Origin of the sequence: Azospirillum brasilense (genome assembly GCF_022023855.1) — a bacterium.
In the GTDB taxonomy this organism is placed as follows: Bacteria; Pseudomonadota; Alphaproteobacteria; order Azospirillales; family Azospirillaceae; genus Azospirillum; species Azospirillum brasilense_F.
In genome coordinates this window covers 426,910-444,000 of the sequence record NZ_CP059451.1, presented here as the reverse complement: position 1 = coordinate 444,000, position 17,091 = coordinate 426,910, and the positions used below count along the sequence as shown (strand labels likewise).

The window sequence follows — 17,091 nt, the reverse complement described above, 5'->3', positions numbered from 1 at the left end:
CAGAGTTCAGAAGAAACAGGGCAAGCGCGAGGGTTACTGTGACACGAACAGCCATGACACGACAGACAAGGGGTGATCCCGGTAAGATTTGGACGCTCGAAGTCAGCGGCATTGCCAAGAATTACGGGGCGACCTGTGCGCTCCGCAACGCTTCGTTGCGGCTGCGGCCGGGAAAGGTCCATGCACTTCTTGGCGAGAACGGCGCCGGCAAGAGCACGCTGGTGAAGATCGTCGTCGGGGCGATCCAGCCCGACCGCGGGCGGATCGCGCTGAACGGTGTTCCGACCCGTTTCGCCGGGGTGCGGCAGGCGATTGCCGCCGGGGTGATCCCGATCTACCAGCATCTCAGCCTGTTCCCCCATCTGTCGGTGCTGGAGAACCTGTCGGCCTTCGCCATCGCGGGGGCGGCGGGTCTGCGCGCCCGGCCGGCCCTGGTGCCGCGCGCCACGGCACGGGCCTGGCTGGACGCGGTCGGCCTCGGCTGCGACCTCGACCTTCCGGTCGAGCGGCTGTCGGTCGGCGAGCGCCAGCTGGTGGAGATCGCCCGCGGGCTGGGGCAGCGCTGCACGCTGCTGGTGCTGGACGAGCCGACCGCCGCCCTGACGCATGACGAGACCGACCGGCTGTTCGGCGTGGTCCGCCGCCTGTGCGCGGAGGGCACCGCCGTCCTCTTCATCAGCCACAAGTTCGACGAGATCGAGGCGCTGGCCGACGACGTTACTGTCCTGCGCGACGGCGTCGCGGTGATCGACGCCGAGCCGCTGGCCTCGCTGACCCGCGCCGAGCTGATCCGCGCCATGTTGGGCGACATGGTGGAGTCCGGCGACCGCACGCTGCCGCAGCCGGGGGCCCCGGTGCTGACTGCGACCGGGCTGCGGCTGGGGCCGGCGGACGCTCCGGCCGACATTACCGTGCGTGCGGGTGAGATCGTCGGGCTGGCCGGGCTGGTCGGTTCGGGTGCCCTGGATCTGGCGGCGGCATTGGCGGGGGCGCGGCCGGTCGCCGCGGGCACGCTCGCGGTGCGGGGGGAGACGCTGCCGACGGGCGACCGCGTGCGGGCCGTCGCCGCCGGGGTCGGCTATGTTCCGGCCGACCGCCACGCCGAGGGGCTGTTCGGCCCGCTGGCGGCGCTCCAGAACGCGTCCTCCTCAACCGTTGCGCTGTTCTCGCGCGGCGGGCTGCTGCGGCCGGGCGGCGAGGCGGCGGCGCTGATGCCTTGGCTGCGCCGGCTGAACCTGCACCCCTTCCAGCCGGAGCGTCCGGCCGCCGGTTTCAGCGGCGGCAACCAGCAGAAGCTGCTGCTGTCGCGCAATCTGGCGGTGCCGGACCTGCGGGTCCTGGTGGTGCTGGAACCGACGCGCGGCGTCGACATCGCCGCGCGGGAAATCATCCACGACGCGCTGGTCGAGGCTGCCGGCCGGGGCATCGCCGTCATAGTCGCCTCCAGCGACCTCGACGAGGTCATGGCACTGTCGCACCGCATCCTGGTCGTGCGGCATGGCAGCCTCGACGGCGAGCTGCCGCGCGGCACCGGCCGCGCCGCCCTGATGGACCGGCTGGCCGGACGGAGGGCGGCATGATACCCCTGACCGGCGCCCCGCCGCGCCCCTTCTCCGGCCGCCTCAACCCGCCCGCCGCCGTCTGGGTCGTCCTGCTGCTGTTCTGCGTCTTCGCCCTGGCGGTGCCGCGCTTCGCCAGCGCCGGCAATCTGGAGAATCTGCTGCGGGTCGGTTCCATTCTCGGCATTGCCGCCTGCGGCCAGACCATCGTGCTGATCCTCGGCGGGATCGAGTTCTCCTTCGGGGCGTCGGCGGCGCTGGCCAGCGTGGTGACGGTGCTGGCCCTGCCGTCCGCCGGGGTGGCGGGCGGCTTCGCGGCCGGTGCCACGGCGGTGCTGCTGGTGGGATTCGTCAACGGCACGCTGGTCGCGCGCTTTTCCCTGCCGCCCTTCCTCGTCACGCTCGGCATGCTGATGGTGGCCGGCGGCGGGGCGGCGGTTCTGGCCGGCGGCCTGCCGATCGACGCGCCGCCGAGCGACGCCTTCTCCTGGCCGGCGCGCGGCCGGGTCGCCGGTATCCCGGTGCCGATCCTGGCGGCGGCGGCAAGCTTCGCATTGCTGCACGTGCTGCTTGCCCACACCCGCGCCGGTCGGCTCTGGTACCTCGTCGGCGCCAACGGCACGGCGGCGCGGCTGTCCGGCATCACGGTGTGGCGGGTGGTGCTGGCGGGATATCTGCTGGCCGGCGCCTTCTGCGCGCTTACCGCCGTGATCCTGACCAGCCGGGTCGCCTCCGGCCAGCCCGGCCTCGCTCCCAACCTGCCCTTCGAGACCATCGCGGCCTGCGCCGTCGGCGGCATCCCGCTGGCGGGCGGGCAGGGGCGGGCGGTGCAGACGCTGTGCGGCGTGCTGGTCATCGCCATGCTGAACAACGCGGTGGTGCTGCTGAACCTGCCCGTCGCCTATCAGCAGCTGATGATCGCCGCCGTGATCCTCGGCGCCGTGATCCTCCAGCAGGCGCCCCGGCTGCTCCTGCTGCTGCCGGTCCGGCCCGCCCGCCAGCCAGAGGAGGACCGGTCATGAGCGCCCGTCTCCTGCGCCTCTCCGCCGATGGCCTGCGCGCCGCCGGCTCCGTCCTTCCCGTCCCCTTCCGGGTCGCGCCGCTCTGCCTGATCCTGGCGGTGGCGGTGTTCGCGGCCACCGCGCCGCGCTTCCTCAGCCTGGGCAACGCCGCCAACATCGGGGCGCAGGTCTGGGTCCTCGCCCTGCTCGCCATCGGCCAGATGTTCGTGCTGGCGACCCGGGGCTTCGACATCTCGGTCGGCGCCGTCGCCGCCCTGTCCAGCGTCTGTGCGGCGATGGCCTGCAACGCCTGGGGCTTGCCCGGGCTGGCTGCCGGGGCGCTGGCCGGGCTGCTCTGCGGGCTGGTCAACGGCGCGCTGGTCGGCACGCTCGGCCTCCAGCCGGTGATCGCCACCCTGGGCAGCCTGATCGCGGTGCGCGGCCTCTCGCTGCTGATCACCGGCGACGGGCAGGTGGTGCCGCTCGACGCGGCCGGCGCGGTGACCCGTCTCGGATTCGAGCCGATGCCGGTCCTGCCCGCCGCCAGCTGGGCGGCGCTGGTCCTGGCGGTCGGGGCCGCCCTGCTGGTCGGCCGCAGCCTCGCTGGCCGCCGCATCCTGATGGCCGGATCGAACCCCGAGGCGGTGGCGCTGGTCGGCGTCGACACCCGGCGCGTCCAGCTCTGGGCCTATGGCCTGTGCGGTCTGTTCGCCGGCCTCGCCGGGGTGCTGATGACGGTCCGCGCCGGCTCCGGCCTGCCGACCGAGGGGGCGGGGATGGAGCTTCAGGCCATCGCCGCCGCGGTCATCGGCGGAACCGCACTCAGCGGCGGCATCGCCAGCGTGGCCGCCGTCGTGACCGGGGCCGCCTTCATCCAGGTGCTGCTGACCGGCCTCAACCTTCAGGGCGTCTCGCCCTTCGTCTCCCAGATCGCCGTCGGGGTGGTCATCATCGCCTCCGGCCTTCTCGAAACGCTTCTGCGCTCTCTGCCGTCCTTCCACTCCCAATCAAGGAAACGGACATGAACCGCTCCCGGATCCGCTTCGCCGGAAACCTCGCCGCCCTCCTGCTGCTCTCCACCGCGCCGGCCCTGGCGCAGGACAAGGCCATCGGCTTCGCCATCCCCAACCTCGCCTCGTCCTTCTGGATCTCCGCTGTCTACGGGGCGGAGCAGGAGGCCAGGGCCGCCGGAGTCACGCTGGTCAAGCTGAACGCCGGCGGCGACGCCAACAGCAGCCAGCAGATCGCCCAGATCCAGGATCTGGCCCAGCGCGGCGTCGCCGCCATCATCGTCGGGGCGACCAACGGCGATGCGGTGCGGGCGGTGGTGGAGCAGGCGGTCGGCCGCGGCATCCCGGTCATCGGGATCTCCTCGCCGCCCAACAGCGACCGGCTCAGCGCGACGGTCAGCGCCGACCATTACGACATGGGCCGTCTCCAGGCCCGCTGCTTGGCCCAGGCCATCGGCGGCAAGGGCGAGGTGGCGATGATGGCGGGACCGACCGGGCAGGCTTGGTCCGACCTGCGGGCCAAGGGCTTCCGCGAGACGCTGGCGAAGGAGGCGCCGGGGGTGACGGTCGTCGCCGAATCCCGGCTGGCCGACAACCGCAACGCCGCCCTCACCACGGCGGAGGACTGGACCCAACGCTTCCCCGACCTGAAGGGCGTCTACGCCGCCACCGACGACATGGCGGCCGGCGTGGTCGCCGCGATGAAGGCCGCCGGCCGCATGCCGGCGGTGCGGGTCTCCGCCTCCAATTTCAGCCCGACGGCGCAGCAGCTGCTGAAGGACCGCGAGCTGGCCTGCACCTCCATCCAGCAGGTGGTGGCGCAGGGCCGCGCCGCCTTCACCCACGCGCTGGCCGCCGCCGCGAAGAAGCCGGTCGAGGCCAAGGTCGTGCTGCCGGCGCTGCTCGTCACCTCGGACACGCTGGGCGAGGTCGATCTAAGCTCCGTCGTCGCCCCGGCCGACTACCGGCCCTGAATACATCGAACCGAAGGCAGGATCCGCGATGCTTCCGTCCCACGACCGCTTCCCCTATTCCGCGATCACCGACCGTCCCGACTTCTCCTGGCCGGAGGGCAAGCGGCTGGCCGTCTATGTGGCGCTCTGCGTCGAGCATTTCCCCTACGGCAGTGGCCTCGGACTGCCCTATTCGCCGGGGCTGAGCCATCCCAACAGCTACAATTGGGCATGGCGGGAATATGGCAACCGGGTCGGCGGCTGGCGGCTGATCGACCTGTTCGACGCCCACCGCCTGCCGCTGACGGTGCTGCTCAACACCGAATGCTACGAGCACTGCCCGGAACTGGTCGCGGCGCTGCGCCGGCGCGGCGACGAGATCGTCGCCCATGGCCGGACCAACGGCGAACACCAGAACGGCATGGGCCCGGAGGAGGAGCGCCGCCTGATCGCCGAGGCGACCGAGGCCATCCGCCGCCACGAGGGCAAGCCCCCCGCCGGCTGGATGAGCCCCGGCGCCCACCCCAGCGCCAACACCGAGGATCTGCTGGCGGAGGCCGGCTACCGCTACACGCTGGACTGGCCGATGGACGACCAGCCGGTGTGGATGCGGACCACCGGCGGGCCGTTGCTGAGCGTGCCCTATCCGCATGAGGTGAACGACGTGCCGATGGTGGTGCTGCATGACGGTACGGCGCCGGCCTTCGCCGACATGGCCATCGACAATTTCGACGAGATGCTGCGCCAGTCGAAGGGCCAGCCGCTTGCCTACGGCATCACCATCCACAGCTTCATCGTCGGCCAGCCCTTCCGCATCAAGCAGTTCCGCCGGGTGCTGGAGCATCTCGACGCCCACCGCGACGAGGTCTGGTTCGCCACCGCCGGCCAGATCGCCGACCACTTCGCCGGTCTGATGCCGCCGCCGGCAACCACCGCCCCGGCCAGACCATGACCCGTTCTTGACGCCGGCCCTCCTTCGGGCCGGCTCCCATCCGAAAGGTTCTATCATGACTGAGACGCCCCTTGGGCTGTCCCAAACCCCGGCGCACGCCCGCACTCTGCCCCCGCTGCGGATCGCTGTTGCCGGCCTCGGCGCCGTCGGCCTGAAGATCGTCGAGGCGCTTGACGAGGGCCTCGACGGCTGCGTCCTGACCGCCGTCTCGGCCCGCGACAAGGCGGCGGCGGCGGACCGTCTGTCCGCCCTGACCCACCCGGTGCCGGTGGTGGACATCGCCGAGCTGGAGCCGCTCGCCGACCTCGTCGTCGAATGCGCGCCCGCAGCCCTGCTTCCGGCGATCGTCGAGCCGTTCCTCCGCGTCGGCAAGACGGCGGTGGTGCTCAGCTCCGGCGCCCTGCTGGCCAACGAGGGGCTGGTCGCCACCGCCCGCGCCCATTGCGGACAGATCGTCGTGCCGACCGGGGCGCTGCTCGGGCTCGACGCGGTGACGGCGGCGGCGGAGGGGGAAATCCGCGCCGTGCGCATGGTGACGCGCAAGCCGGTGCGCGGTCTGGTCGGCGCCCCCTATCTGGTCGAGAACGGCATCGCCATCGAGGACATCACCGGTCCGCTGCGCATCTTCCACGGCACCCCGCGCGAGGCGGCGGTCGGCTTCCCGGCCAACCTGAATGTCGCGGTGGCGCTGTCGCTGGCCGGCATCGGCCCCGACCGCACGACGCTGGAGATCTGGGCCGACCCGACGCTGGAGCGCAACACCCACCGCATCGAGGTCGAGGCGGACTCGGCGACCTTCACCATGGCGATCGAGAACATCCCGACCGACAACCCGAAGACCGGCCGCATCACTGCCCTGTCGGTGTTGGCCTATCTGCGCAAGCTGCGCGCGCCGCTGCGCGTCGGCTCCTGAGCGCCTGATTTCAGCAAGAAACGAAAAACAGAAGGGGGATTCGTCATGGATCTCGGACTTTCCGGACGCACCGCCTTGGTGCTCGGGGCCGGGGGCGGGCTCGGCCGCGCCATCGCCCTGGGGCTGGCGCGCGAAGGCGCCAACCTCGTCATCGCCGACCGCGACGCACCATCGCTGGCCGCCACCAACGCCGCTCTCACCGAATTTGCCAGCGCCGAAACCGCCGCACCCTGCCTCCCCATCGTCTGGGACCTGGGCGACGCGGCCGCCACCGACCGCAACGTCGCCCTGGCCGAGGAACGGTTCGGCGGAATCGACATCCTGGTCAACAACACCGGCGGCCCGCCGCCGTCGCCGGCAAGCGGCGTCGATCCGAAGGTTTGGACCGTGCAGTTCGAGGCGATGGTGCTGTCGGTCATCCGCATCACCGACCGGGTGCTGCCCGGCATGCGGAAGCGGCGCTGGGGCCGGATCGTCACCAGCGCCTCGTCGGGCGTCGTGGCGCCGATCCCCAACCTCGCCTTGTCCAACGCGCTGCGCCTGTCCCTGGTCGGCTGGTCCAAGTCGCTGGCCCGCGAGGTGGCGGCCGACGGCGTGACCGTCAACGTCGTCCTGCCCGGCCGCATCGCCACCGACCGCATCCGCTTCCTGGACGAGAGCAAGGCGGCGCGCGAGGGGCGGCCGGTCGCCGAGGTCGTCGCCGAGAGCACCGCCGCCATCCCGATGGCCCGCTACGGCGAGCCCCGCGAATACGCCGACGCCGTCGCTTTCCTGGCCAGCGAGCGCGCCGCCTACGTCACCGGCTCCACCCTGCGAGTGGACGGCGGCTACATCCCCAGCATCTAAAATTCCGAAGGATCCCCAGTATGAGCAGCAGCACCGACACTGTCCTCACCGCCGCGCAGCGCGAGGACATCCGCACCCGCTTCCTGGCTGTCGACACCTCCAACGTCGCCGATGTGCTCGACGTGATGGGCTGGCCCGACCAGGGGCTGGCGGCGGAATTCATGCCCTTTCCCGCCACCGCCGGGCGGCTGGCCGGCTGGGCCTACACCATCCGCGGCCAGATGACGCCCTATCCGCTGGGCGGCGATGCCGACAAGATGGCGGCCTGCCAGGGGCTGTCGCCCGGCGAGGTGTCGGTGTGGAGCGGTGACGGCAACGGCATCTGCTATTTCGGCGAGCTGATCGCCATCGGCATGAAGGAGCGCGGCAGCACCGGTGCGCTGGTCGACGGTGGCATCCGCGACGTGCGCTGGCTCGGCCATCACGGCTTCCCGGTCTACGCCCGCTACCGCACGCCGGTGCAGTCGATCGGCCGCTGGAAGGTCAACGCGTGGCAGGTTCCGGTCTTTCTGCGCGGGGCCACGGTGGAGCGCGTGAGGATCGAGCCGGGCGACTTCATCCTGGCCGACGAGGACGGCGCGCTCGCCATCCCGGCGGCCATCGTTCCGAAGGTGCTGGCGGAATCCGAGGCGCTGACCGTGACCGAGATCCGCATCCGCGAGGAGCTGTCGAACGGCCTGACCCTGGCGCAGGCGCTGGAGCGCTACGGCCACGTCTGACGCCCCGCCCGGCGGCCCCGTTTCCGCCTGTCGGGACGGGGCCGTTCCGGGATTACGGAGGCCGCGCCATTCCCCACACCGCGACACCATTGTTGAAAGGGCCTCAGCATGACCGCCGCGTCTCCGCGCGACCCCGCCCAGGCCGTCGCGGCCGCCCTGGCCGCGGCGCGCACCAGCCGGCTCAACGCCTTCATCGAGCTGTTCCCCGACGCGGAGGAGCAGGCGCGGGCCCTATCGGCGACCTCGGCGGACGATCCGCGACCGGCGCCCTGGGGGCTGCCCTTCGCCTACAAGGACGTTTTCGTCACCGCCGGGCGGCAGCCGACGGTGGGGGTCGGGCATGGCTACCGCTGGGGCGGCGCGCGGACCAGCGTGGCGCTCGCCCGTCTGGCGGCGGCGGGGGCCATCGCCATCGGGGCGCTGAACCTCGACCCGCATTGCTATGCCGCCACCGGGCTGAATCCCTATTTCGGGCGGGTGCTGAACCCGGTGGATGCGCGGTTCGCCGTCGGCGGGTCGTCGAGCGGGTCGGCGGCGGCGGTTGCGGCCGGCATCGTGCCCTTCGCGCTCGGCACCGACACCGGCGGGTCGGTGCGCATCCCAGCCGCCCTGTGCGGCGTCCTCGGCTTCAAGCCGACGGCCGGATCCATCCGCGATCCCGGCATCGCACCGCTGTCGCCGTCGCAGGACCTCATCGGCATCATCGCCCGCGATCCCGCCCTGCTGCGCGCGGTGTTCGCCGCGCTGCGCGATCCGGTTCCCGTGGAGCAACACGATCCGGGTCCTGACCGTCTGGGTGCCGGTCCTCTGCGTGTCGGCCTGTTGGCGGATTGGATTCGGACCGGAGTGGATTCGGAGATCGCCACGGTCATCCAGTCCGTCCTGCGCCGGATGACCCAGGGCGGAGCGGTGGCGACCGAGGTAGCCCTGCCGTCGCTCGACGTGCTGAACACCTGCGCCGGGACCATCACCTCGTTCGAGGCGTCGGCCCTGCACCGGTCGGCGCTGGCCGAACGGCCGGATTGGTACCCGGCGGCGGTGCGGCGGCGTTTGGTCGCGGCGGCCGAGGTGGGGCGCGACGCCTACGACCAGGCGCTGCGCGGCCGCGAGGCCCATCGGGCGGCGGTGATCGGGGGCGCTTTCGCGGCGGCGGACGTCCTGCTCTGTCCGGTGATCGGCGGCCCGGCCCCGCGTCTGGACGGTGTCGACGACGACGACGTGACCATTGCCGGCGTCACCACCCTGGCTTTCCTGCGCTTCAACCGCCCCTTCAGCCTGCTTGGCCTGCCGGCGCTGGCGCTGCCGGCCGGGCGCGACCGCAACGGGATGCCGGTGGGGGTCCAGATCGTCGGGCGGCCGGGCGCGGACGATCTGGTTCTGGCCATCGCCGACCGGTTCGGCGGGGCATCGGACCGTCCCGCCTGACCGTCGCGACGGCCGTCACCCCGCCTTGGCGGCCATCGCCTCGATCTCCACCAGCCAGCCCGGCTCCACCAGCCCGGCCACCTGCACGCGGGTGCGCACCGGAATGTTCGGGGTTTCGATGGTGCCGAAAGCCTCCGCGTAGGCGCGGGAAAAGCCCTGGAAATCAGCCCGCCCGCCCATCTGTGCGTCGCCGACCAGGAAGGCCTGGACCTTGACCACGTCGTTCAGGCCATAGCCGCGCCGTTCAAGCGTGGCCTTCAGCTGCGTCAGGATGTTGCGGGTCTGGACCTCCGTGTCGCCATAGGCCTCGACCCGGTCGTCAGGCACGGAGCGGTCGATGACCGGCGGCGTCAGGCCGCTGAGCATCAGGAACTCGGTTCCATTGACCGGTACCCGTACCGATTCCAGGAATTGGGTCCGGTAGGGCGAGGACTTATCCAGCGCGTAGCGTTCAATTCCATTTGCCAAGGCAATTCCTCCATTGTCGATGCTGAAAGCCTCGGGCCAAACCTCCGCGTCCGGCCAGTTTCCGACAAACGATTTATCCGGCCTCCATGCATGAGAGGGATTCATGCATCGCGATTTCAGTGGCGGGCCGCTGGGCGTCTTCCGGCGCTGCGACCGCTCAGTCCCGCCCGCCGGACCGAAGGCGGGTGCATGTCCCAGCCTCCAATCCGGGCGAATCTGGCGGCGGACAGCGCCGCGGTTCCGGCAGGTTTCGCGCCAGCTTGCCGGAGCCTGGAACCGGACGTCCAGGCGGTGCTCGTGCTCGACTGAGATGGTCCCCGTTTCCCGGACAGATTTGCGGCTTTGCTAAGCTTGGTTCAGGTCCGTGTCATGCCGCCAATCTGATGGGGTCCGGTGTGCCCTGGTAGGCCTCCTCCGGGGTTCTGCCGCCGAGCGCGGAGTGCGGACGGTCCATGTTGTAGTAATGGATCCACCGGCCGATCCCGGCCCTCGCCTCGCTGCCGGTCTCGAAGGCGTGGAGGTAGACGCACTCGTACTTCATCGATCGCCACAGCCGCTCGATGAAGACGTTGTCCATCCACCGGCCGCGCCCGTCCATCGATACCCGGATGCCGGCCGCGGTCAAGAGGCCGGTGAAACGCGGACTGGTGAACTGGCTGCCCTGATCGGTGTTGAAGATGTCCGGTCGGCCGTGCCGCGCCATCGCCTCCTCCACCGCCTCGATGCAGAACTCGACGTCCATGGTGTTCGACAGCCGCCAGCTCAGGACCTTGCGCGTCGCCCAATCCATCACCGCCACCAGGGACAGGAAGCCCCGGCGCATCGGAAGGTAGGTGATGTCAGCGCACCAGACCTGGTTGGGTCGGTCGATGGTCAGGTCGCGCAGCAAGTACGGCCAAATCTTGTGCTCGGGGTGCCGCACCGTCGTCTTCGGACGCTGGTAGACCGCTCGCAGCCCCATCCGCGCCATCAGGCGGCGAACCCGCTTGCGGTTGACCTCATGGCCGTGCCGGCGCAGATGCCGGGTCATCTGCCGGCTGCCGTACCAGGGCGTTTCCAGGAACTGCTCGTCGCTCCGCCGCATCACCTCCAGGTTTGCGGCCGGTTCGCCCTTGGCCGGCCCGTAGTAGCTGGACCGGCTGATGGAAACCAACGTGCACTGCCGGGTGATCGACAGGCTCAGATGCTCCGGTTTGATCAGCTCCCGCCTCCGGCCGACGCTCATCGTCCGGAGGCCTTGCGCAAAAAATCCCGCTCCACCACCAACTGCCCGATCATCGCGTGGAGCTTTTCCACCTCCCCCTGATGGCTGGTTTCGGCGGCTTCCGCCTTGCCGGAGAACACACCAGCCCCCCCCACCGCCTGCTTCTTCCACGCGTTGATCAGCGTCTGATGCACTCCGTGCTTGGACACCAACTGCGACACCGTCAACTCGCCTCGGATCGCCTCCAGTGCCACCTTCGCCTTGAACTCCGCCGAATACCGCTTCCGCTTCCCCGTCATCGGGTCCGTCCTTCTTCCTGGGCGAACCAAGCTTAGCGAACTGTCCGGGAAACGGGGACCATCTCAGCCCCGACTTCAACCCCATCGAGATGGCCTTCTCCAAGATCAAGGCGAGCCTCAGGAAAGCCGCCGTGAGTACGCCCCCCGAACTGTGGGATGCCATCCTGGATGCCATCGACAACGTGACGCCAAGCGATAGCCGAGCCTTCTTTGTCGCCGCCGGATACGATCCAGAATGATCGGAATCCGCTCTAGCCGGACCGGCGGAGAAGCTGCCGCGATAAGGAGGCGCAGAAGCCTAAATTTCCTCGGAGCTTCGTAATGGTGGAAATTTTCCAGGAACAGAGACGCATTGAAATCGTTATGTCATTATTTTATGCAATATGGCCCAGCATCATCAAGGACAAAATACTATGAGAACTAGAGTAGATCTCATCGCAGCGTTGTCAGTTATGATTTGCATTCCGTCGGTGTCTTTTGCAGACAGTCGCAATGGAGAACAGATTTTTATGAACCGTTGCGCCATATGCCACGGTAAAGATGTGAAGGGTACTGGGCCTTTGGCCAATAAAAGCAACCCTCCGACGCCCGATCTTACGACGCCCGCGTTCAAGAAGCGTCTGGTTGATTATCCTGGTATCATCGTTTCGTCCGTAATACTCCGTCCGAATGGCGATCTGATTCCAAGAACCTTGCGGGAAAACAATGCCCGCCTGCCTGCTTTCGCCTGGACGGTCAAGGATTTTCGCGACCTGAACGAGTATATGAGCGACATGATCTCGAAGGCCAAATGACCGCAGCGCGCCGCTGACCGTGAACACGCCATCGCCAGTGCCGGGAGGAAGTTGATGAAGGGTGGTTACCCTGGGGCGGCTGCCCTCCTGACCCCGAACACGAACTCCTGTTGCGATTGATCCGTAACCGTCCGACGATGCTTTCAATTACCCACATCCCGCAGCACCGCTGGTGACGGCGGTCTCCACCGCGAAAGCCTGCAGCCCGTGGCCTGTTGACATCGAACGATGCTCGGGAGGTGCTGATGGCCACGGGAACCAACGCCTGGATCAAGAATGAACTCGCCGGCCGCCACTTTGCCGACGTGCGGCTGGGGCGACGCTTGAGCACGCTGCTCGATCAGCTGGCCGGGGCGATGGGCAACAGCATACCGCTGGCCTGCCAGGACTGGGCCAACACCAAGGCGGCCTACCGGTTCTTCGCCAACGAGCGGGTGAGCGACGCGGATATTCTCTCCGGCCACTTCGATTCGACACGCGCGCGGGTCGCCGCGGCCTCCGGGCCCATCCTGGTCATTCAAGACACCACGGAGTTCTCCTTCCAGCGTGAGCATCCCGAGAAGATTGGCCAGACCGTCCGGGTCAACAGCGGTCAGGACGAGGAGGGCCGGTTCCGCATGCACACCGTGTGTGGGCTGTTGATGCACGCCAGTCTGGCGGTCACGACCGAGGGTCTGCCTCTGGGGCTCGGCGCGGTCAAGTTTTGGACCCGGACCAAGTTCGAGGGAACCGCCGCCCTCAAGAGAAAGATTAACCCAACGCGGGTTCCCATCGAGCAGAAGGAGAGTGTCCGCTGGCTGGAGAACCTGCGTCGGACCACGGAGTTGTTCGGCGATCCGGGACGCTGCATCCACGTCGGCGATCGTGAGAGCGATATCTATGAGTTGTTCTGCTTGGCTCAGACAATGGGCACGCATTTCCTGGTGCGAACCTGCGTCGACCGGCTCGCTCTTGGTGGCGATACGACCGTCGACGCTGTGATGGATGACGTCGCCGTCCAAGGGGTACATGCCGTTGCTGTTCGAGACGGCAAAGGTCACCTCGACACGGCGAAGGTCGAACTGACCTACCGCAGCCTGCGGATCCTGCCGCCGGTCGGAAAGCAGAAACGCTATCCGGCCCTCTCCCTGACGATCCTGCATGCCCGAGAACGTGACGCGCCCGCCGACCGGCCGCGCATTGATTGGAAGCTCCTCACCGATCTGCTCGTCCTCTCAAACGAGGACGCCATTGAGAAGCTCCGTTGGTATTCGGTAAGGTGGAAGATCGAGTTGTTTCGCAAAATCCTGAAGTCAGGCTGCAAGGCGGAAGAGGCGCGCCTGCGAAGCGCCGACCGCCTGGTGAAGTTGATCGCCGTCTACTGCTTGGTGAGTTGGCGGGTCTTCTGGCTGACGATGATCAACCGATCGGCGCCGGACATCGAAGCAGGGATCGTCTTCACCGAGCGCGAGCAAGACATCCTTGACTTCCTGATCCCGAACAAGGCTCCAACCGCGCCCGGCAGCAACACCCTGGGCATCTATCTCACCAAAGTCGCCAAGCTCGGCGGCTATCTCGCTCGCAACTGTGATCCACCACCGGGAAACACCGTCATGTGGCGGGGTATGTCTCGCCTGATCGACATTGCCTTGGGCTCGGAGATCGCGCCGCAGCTTGTGGGTAATTGAAAGCCTCACCGGAGGCGTACGATAGAGCCAGATTGCATGCTGGATGATCGCGGGCGGAAACTGATGGCGGGCATACGAGAGCGGCGACATCCGAGCAAGATAATGCCGCCACGGGCGCGCCGCCACCATTCCCGTGACAACGCCGACTGGCCTACTCCGCCCGCTGCGCAAAACGATCACGGTAGATCAACGGGCTGATGCCATAATGTCGACCAAACTGAAGCCTCAGGTTTTCAGCGCTTCCCAGCCCAGTCACCCTTGCAATGTCATCGGGCGCGGCAGAGCCAGTCTCCAGCAAGATGCGAGCTTGCTCAAGCCGCTCCCTCAGGATCCACTTGAGCGGGGCCAAACCGGTCAGGGATCGAAAGCGACGCTGAAAGGTACGCTCGCTCATTCCGGCGTGGCGGGCGAGGGACCTGATTGTGTGCGGATCGTCAAGGTTGGCCAGGATATGATCGAGGATCGACGACAACCGATCGGCCTCTCGCCTCAATGGCACGGGACGCTCGATCAACTGGGATTGCCCCCCCTGACGATGGCTATACATCACCAGACGACGCGCCACGGTATTGGCAAGTTCCGCCCCGAAATCCGAACGGACGATATGCAGGCAAAGATCGATGCCCGCTGAGCTGCCTGCCGAGGTGAGTATGTCACCCTCATCAATATAGAGGCAATTCGCGTCAATCTCGATGGCGGGATAGCGCCGGGCCAAGCCCTCGGCAAAACGCCAATGCGTTGTGGCACGACGGCCATTGAGCAAACCGGCGGCTGCCAGCACATAGGCGCCCCCGCAGATGGAAGCGACGCGGGCGCCGCCCTCATGAGCGCGAACCAATGCCTGACAGATCTGTTCCGGTACCGGTTCATCGGGTCCGCGCCAGCCGGGGACGATGATTGTTCCCGCTTGGTACAGATCGGTCTCGGTGCCTGTTGCTGCGATCGTCAGACCACCACAGGCATGAAGAAGCCGATCCTCCAGCGAGACCGATTTGAACTGATACCAGTCGGGTCCTGCCTCAGGGCGATCCAGCCCGAAAACTTCGGCAGTGATGCCAAATTCGAAGGTGCAGAGGCCGTCATAGACGAGGCTGACGACACGTCTGTTTGCAGGAATGCGTGAGTTTGCAGTTTTTGGCATGAATGCCGTCATATCTGGCAGTCCTGCCGCTGGCAAATCGTGCTTTCGGCGTGCAACATGGTCACTCGTCTACAAATACTGAGCAGTCAGATGAGCCGCGATACGGAATTGCTGAACGCGATACAAACCTATTTCGATGCCCTTTACGCCTGCGATCTCTCGCTCTTTGACCAGATTTTTCATCCGGCTTCGAGCCTGTTCGACGCTGACGAAGGTGACATTGCGGTCGATCCGATTGCAGATTATCGTCAGGTGATCGCCAAGCGAGAGTCTCCCGCAAGCCGCTCGCAGGCGCGTGAAGACGAGATCATCTTGATCGACTGGCTTTCGCCAACTGCCGCCACCGTGAAGGTCCGGCTGCGGATACACGCAAACGTCTTCATCGATCATCTCTGCTTCGTGAAAGGCATTGATGGCTGGCGGATCGTTGCAAAGCTCTGGCACCTCGAACGTGTAACGACGACAGCATAGCAGCCAAGATCGAGATAGGAGGATAAAAACATGATTATATCCTACGAAGAACAGGCGCCATCGGTTGATCCCGATGCGTGGGTTGCGCAGGACGCGACGGTCTGTGGTGATGTTGTCATCGGTGCGGGCAGCAGGGTCATGCATGGTGCTCGCTTGGTGGCGGAGGCCGGCGGCTCCATCCGCATCGGTCCGAACTGCATCGTGTTCGAAAACGCGGTGATCCGGGCCACGGACCGCCATGATTGCAAAGTGGGCGGCCACTGCGTAATTGGCCCGAACAGTCATGTGGTTGGTGCCCAGATTGGCGACGAGGTGTTCATAGCGACCGGAGCGGCCGTGTTCCACGGGGCGCACATCGGGCGCGGATCGGAAGTTCGCATCAACGCAACCGTGCATCTGCGAACGAGGCTGGAACCGGGCTCGACTGTCCCAATCGGCTGGGTCGCAGTCGGCGATCCCGCGGAAATTCTGTCTCCGGATCAGCATGAGAAAATCTGGGCGCTTCAAAAGACGCTCGATTTTCCCGGGTTTGTGTATGGGGTGGATAGAAGCCAGCCCGACCTCATGAAAAACATCACGGTTTCCCTCTCAAAGGCTCTTGGAGCACGTCAAGCAGATGGCTGAGGTGAAATATTCGTAAGCGGAGCGTGATTGCACCGGATGGCTTTGTCACCGCAACTGAGAGGTTGTTGAGAAGAATAATAAGAAAATACAGCATCAATGCTGACTCGAAACGCTCGCCCCAAATGATCTGTTGATCAAGCATGCAGAGTCGGCGCCTTGAGAGGAAATCGCATGCCCCTGGACCGTTACCCGACAGACTTGACCGATGACGAGTGGGCGGTCGTCTCGAAGCTCTTCACGAAGAGTGAGCATCGCGGAGCGCAGCGCAAATACGACCTGAGGCGCATCATTGACGGATGTTTGTATGTCCTGCGTGGCGGCATCGCTTGGCGCATGATGCCCCACGATCTGCCGCCTTGGGCGGACGTGTACGATCACTTCCGCCGCTGGCGCAAAAGCGGGAAGTGGGAACAGGTCAATGCGGCGCTGCGCGCGCAGTATCGAACGCGGCGTGGCCGCAAAGCTCAACCCACGGCGGCGGCGATCGACAGTCAATCGGTGAAAACAACCGAATCCGGCGGCCCGCGCGGGTATGATGGTGGCAAGAAGATCAGTGGACGGAAACGGCAAGCTCTGGTCGACACCGAAGGCGACGTTCTGAAGGTGCGGGTGCATCCGGCGGATCTTCATGACAAGGCCGGAGGAATGCTCCTACTGGCGGGCTTGCACCTGTGGTTTCCCGCGATCCAGCTGGTCTGGGCCGACACGCATTATCAAGGCCTGAAGACCTGGGCCAAAGACCGGCTCGGCTGGACCATCGAAGTCGTCAAGCATTGGTGGACCGGTATTCAGGGCTTTTGGCTCGCCCCTGGCCAGGAACCTCCCGAAATTCCCAAAGGCTTCCATGTTCTGGCGCGCCGCTGGGTCGTGGAAAGGCCATTCGCGTGGCTTGGCAGACATCGCCGTTTGTCAAAAGATTACGAGCGCCTTCCAGAGTCGGAGGAGGCATTCATTTACATGGCGATGAGCCACATTCTCGTGAAGCGCCTCGCGCGTCCGCCATCGCATTTGCACTGAATTTCCTCGGACTTCTTCTCAACTGCCT

General features: G+C 66.9%; 17 protein-coding genes and 1 pseudogene. 15 read left to right on the top strand and 3 right to left on the bottom strand.

What is annotated here, in order from left to right; translation table 11 throughout:
- Positions 1–53: 53 nt before the first annotated feature.
- From H1Q64_RS24780 to H1Q64_RS24740, 9 genes are all read left to right on the top strand, one after another.
- Positions 54–1,580, top strand: a complete 1,527-nt coding sequence (locus tag H1Q64_RS24780) for a sugar ABC transporter ATP-binding protein (protein ID WP_237906537.1) — start codon at positions 54–56, stop codon at positions 1,578–1,580.
- Positions 1,577–2,581: an ABC transporter permease gene (locus tag H1Q64_RS24775; RefSeq protein WP_237906536.1), complete on the top strand. Its 1,005-nt coding sequence runs from the start codon at positions 1,577–1,579 to the stop codon at positions 2,579–2,581. Before H1Q64_RS24780 ends, H1Q64_RS24775 begins: the two co-directional genes overlap by 4 nt.
- Positions 2,578–3,585, top strand: coding sequence for an ABC transporter permease (locus H1Q64_RS24770; RefSeq protein ID WP_237906535.1), 1,008 nt, complete (start codon positions 2,578–2,580; stop codon positions 3,583–3,585). Before H1Q64_RS24775 ends, H1Q64_RS24770 begins: the two co-directional genes overlap by 4 nt.
- Positions 3,582–4,544, top strand: a complete 963-nt coding sequence (locus H1Q64_RS24765) for a TMAO reductase system protein TorT (protein ID WP_237906534.1) — start codon at positions 3,582–3,584, stop codon at positions 4,542–4,544. The genes H1Q64_RS24770 and H1Q64_RS24765 overlap by 4 nt, the downstream gene beginning before the upstream one ends.
- Positions 4,545–4,572: 28 nt before the next feature.
- Positions 4,573–5,475: a polysaccharide deacetylase family protein gene (locus tag H1Q64_RS24760; RefSeq protein WP_237906533.1), complete on the top strand. Its 903-nt coding sequence runs from the start codon at positions 4,573–4,575 to the stop codon at positions 5,473–5,475.
- Positions 5,476–5,530: 55 nt separating this feature from the next.
- Positions 5,531–6,388 carry an aspartate dehydrogenase gene (locus tag H1Q64_RS24755; RefSeq protein WP_237906532.1) on the top strand — a complete coding sequence of 286 codons (858 nt, stop codon included), beginning with the start codon at positions 5,531–5,533 and terminating at the stop codon, positions 6,386–6,388.
- Positions 6,389–6,433: 45 nt separating this feature from the next.
- Positions 6,434–7,234 (top strand): SDR family oxidoreductase, encoded by an 801-nt coding sequence (locus H1Q64_RS24750; protein ID WP_237906531.1) that lies wholly within the window; start codon positions 6,434–6,436, stop codon positions 7,232–7,234.
- A gap of 20 nt (positions 7,235–7,254) precedes the next feature.
- On the top strand, positions 7,255–7,953 hold the full coding sequence (locus H1Q64_RS24745; protein WP_237906530.1) for an RraA family protein: 699 nt from the start codon (positions 7,255–7,257) through the stop codon (positions 7,951–7,953).
- Positions 7,954–8,061: 108 nt separating this feature from the next.
- A complete protein-coding gene (locus H1Q64_RS24740; protein ID WP_237906529.1) occupies positions 8,062–9,378 on the top strand; it encodes an amidase in 1,317 nt (438 codons plus the stop codon).
- A 15-nt stretch (positions 9,379–9,393) separates the two neighbouring features.
- On the opposite strand, the gene H1Q64_RS24735 is transcribed toward H1Q64_RS24740, so the two are convergent.
- Positions 9,394–9,846 carry a RidA family protein gene (locus H1Q64_RS24735; RefSeq protein WP_237906528.1) on the bottom strand — a complete coding sequence of 151 codons (453 nt, stop codon included), beginning with the start codon at positions 9,844–9,846 and terminating at the stop codon, positions 9,394–9,396.
- Between the two features lie 367 nt (positions 9,847–10,213).
- A protein-coding gene (locus H1Q64_RS24730) for an IS3 family transposase (protein WP_237906527.1) occupies positions 10,214–11,349 on the bottom strand; the annotation gives its coding sequence in 2 pieces (ribosomal slippage) (positions 10,214–11,097 and positions 11,097–11,349; 1,137 coding nt in all).
- A gap of 65 nt (positions 11,350–11,414) precedes the next feature.
- Here H1Q64_RS24730 and H1Q64_RS24725 point away from each other — a divergent pair.
- From H1Q64_RS24725 to H1Q64_RS24715, 3 genes and pseudogenes are all read left to right on the top strand, one after another.
- Positions 11,415–11,588: pseudogene (locus H1Q64_RS24725) on the top strand (IS630 family transposase); the annotation flags it as partial.
- A gap of 174 nt (positions 11,589–11,762) precedes the next feature.
- Positions 11,763–12,143 (top strand): c-type cytochrome, encoded by a 381-nt coding sequence (locus H1Q64_RS24720; protein ID WP_237907190.1) that lies wholly within the window; start codon positions 11,763–11,765, stop codon positions 12,141–12,143.
- A gap of 245 nt (positions 12,144–12,388) precedes the next feature.
- Positions 12,389–13,810 carry an IS4 family transposase gene (locus H1Q64_RS24715; protein WP_237907165.1) on the top strand — a complete coding sequence of 474 codons (1,422 nt, stop codon included), beginning with the start codon at positions 12,389–12,391 and terminating at the stop codon, positions 13,808–13,810.
- A gap of 151 nt (positions 13,811–13,961) precedes the next feature.
- Here the strand turns inward: H1Q64_RS24715 and ftrA are convergent, their stop codons facing one another.
- Positions 13,962–14,963 carry a transcriptional regulator FtrA gene (ftrA, locus tag H1Q64_RS24710; protein ID WP_237907164.1) on the bottom strand — a complete coding sequence of 334 codons (1,002 nt, stop codon included), beginning with the start codon at positions 14,961–14,963 and terminating at the stop codon, positions 13,962–13,964.
- 78 nt (positions 14,964–15,041) lie between these two features.
- Between ftrA and H1Q64_RS24705 the strand changes: the two genes are divergently transcribed.
- From H1Q64_RS24705 to H1Q64_RS24695, 3 genes are all read left to right on the top strand, one after another.
- Entirely contained in the window at positions 15,042–15,422 is a 381-nt protein-coding gene (locus H1Q64_RS24705) for a nuclear transport factor 2 family protein (RefSeq protein ID WP_237907163.1), read from the top strand.
- Between the two features lie 30 nt (positions 15,423–15,452).
- A complete protein-coding gene (locus H1Q64_RS24700; protein WP_237907162.1) occupies positions 15,453–16,046 on the top strand; it encodes a gamma carbonic anhydrase family protein in 594 nt (197 codons plus the stop codon).
- A gap of 171 nt (positions 16,047–16,217) precedes the next feature.
- Entirely contained in the window at positions 16,218–17,063 is an 846-nt protein-coding gene (locus H1Q64_RS24695) for an IS5 family transposase (protein WP_237907161.1), read from the top strand.
- Positions 17,064–17,091: the final 28 nt, after the last annotated feature.

What these genes read in the sequence shown, in the direction of transcription:
- ftrA (WP_237907164.1), bottom strand. Translation starts at nt 14,963, where the DNA reads ATGACGGCATTCATGCCAAAAACTGCAAACTCACGCATTCCTGCAAAC.
- H1Q64_RS24700 (WP_237907162.1), top strand. Translation starts at nt 15,453, where the DNA reads ATGATTATATCCTACGAAGAACAGGCGCCATCGGTTGATCCCGATGCG.
- H1Q64_RS24765 (WP_237906534.1), top strand. Translation starts at nt 3,582, where the DNA reads ATGAACCGCTCCCGGATCCGCTTCGCCGGAAACCTCGCCGCCCTCCTG.
- H1Q64_RS24705 (WP_237907163.1), top strand. Translation starts at nt 15,042, where the DNA reads ATGAGCCGCGATACGGAATTGCTGAACGCGATACAAACCTATTTCGAT.
- H1Q64_RS24760 (WP_237906533.1), top strand. Translation starts at nt 4,573, where the DNA reads ATGCTTCCGTCCCACGACCGCTTCCCCTATTCCGCGATCACCGACCGT.
- H1Q64_RS24770 (WP_237906535.1), top strand. Translation starts at nt 2,578, where the DNA reads ATGAGCGCCCGTCTCCTGCGCCTCTCCGCCGATGGCCTGCGCGCCGCC.
- H1Q64_RS24740 (WP_237906529.1), top strand. Translation starts at nt 8,062, where the DNA reads ATGACCGCCGCGTCTCCGCGCGACCCCGCCCAGGCCGTCGCGGCCGCC.
- H1Q64_RS24755 (WP_237906532.1), top strand. Translation starts at nt 5,531, where the DNA reads ATGACTGAGACGCCCCTTGGGCTGTCCCAAACCCCGGCGCACGCCCGC.
- H1Q64_RS24695 (WP_237907161.1), top strand. Translation starts at nt 16,218, where the DNA reads ATGCCCCTGGACCGTTACCCGACAGACTTGACCGATGACGAGTGGGCG.
- H1Q64_RS24715 (WP_237907165.1), top strand. Translation starts at nt 12,389, where the DNA reads ATGGCCACGGGAACCAACGCCTGGATCAAGAATGAACTCGCCGGCCGC.
- H1Q64_RS24745 (WP_237906530.1), top strand. Translation starts at nt 7,255, where the DNA reads ATGAGCAGCAGCACCGACACTGTCCTCACCGCCGCGCAGCGCGAGGAC.
- H1Q64_RS24780 (WP_237906537.1), top strand. Translation starts at nt 54, where the DNA reads ATGACACGACAGACAAGGGGTGATCCCGGTAAGATTTGGACGCTCGAA.
- H1Q64_RS24750 (WP_237906531.1), top strand. Translation starts at nt 6,434, where the DNA reads ATGGATCTCGGACTTTCCGGACGCACCGCCTTGGTGCTCGGGGCCGGG.
- H1Q64_RS24720 (WP_237907190.1), top strand. Translation starts at nt 11,763, where the DNA reads ATGAGAACTAGAGTAGATCTCATCGCAGCGTTGTCAGTTATGATTTGC.
- H1Q64_RS24775 (WP_237906536.1), top strand. Translation starts at nt 1,577, where the DNA reads ATGATACCCCTGACCGGCGCCCCGCCGCGCCCCTTCTCCGGCCGCCTC.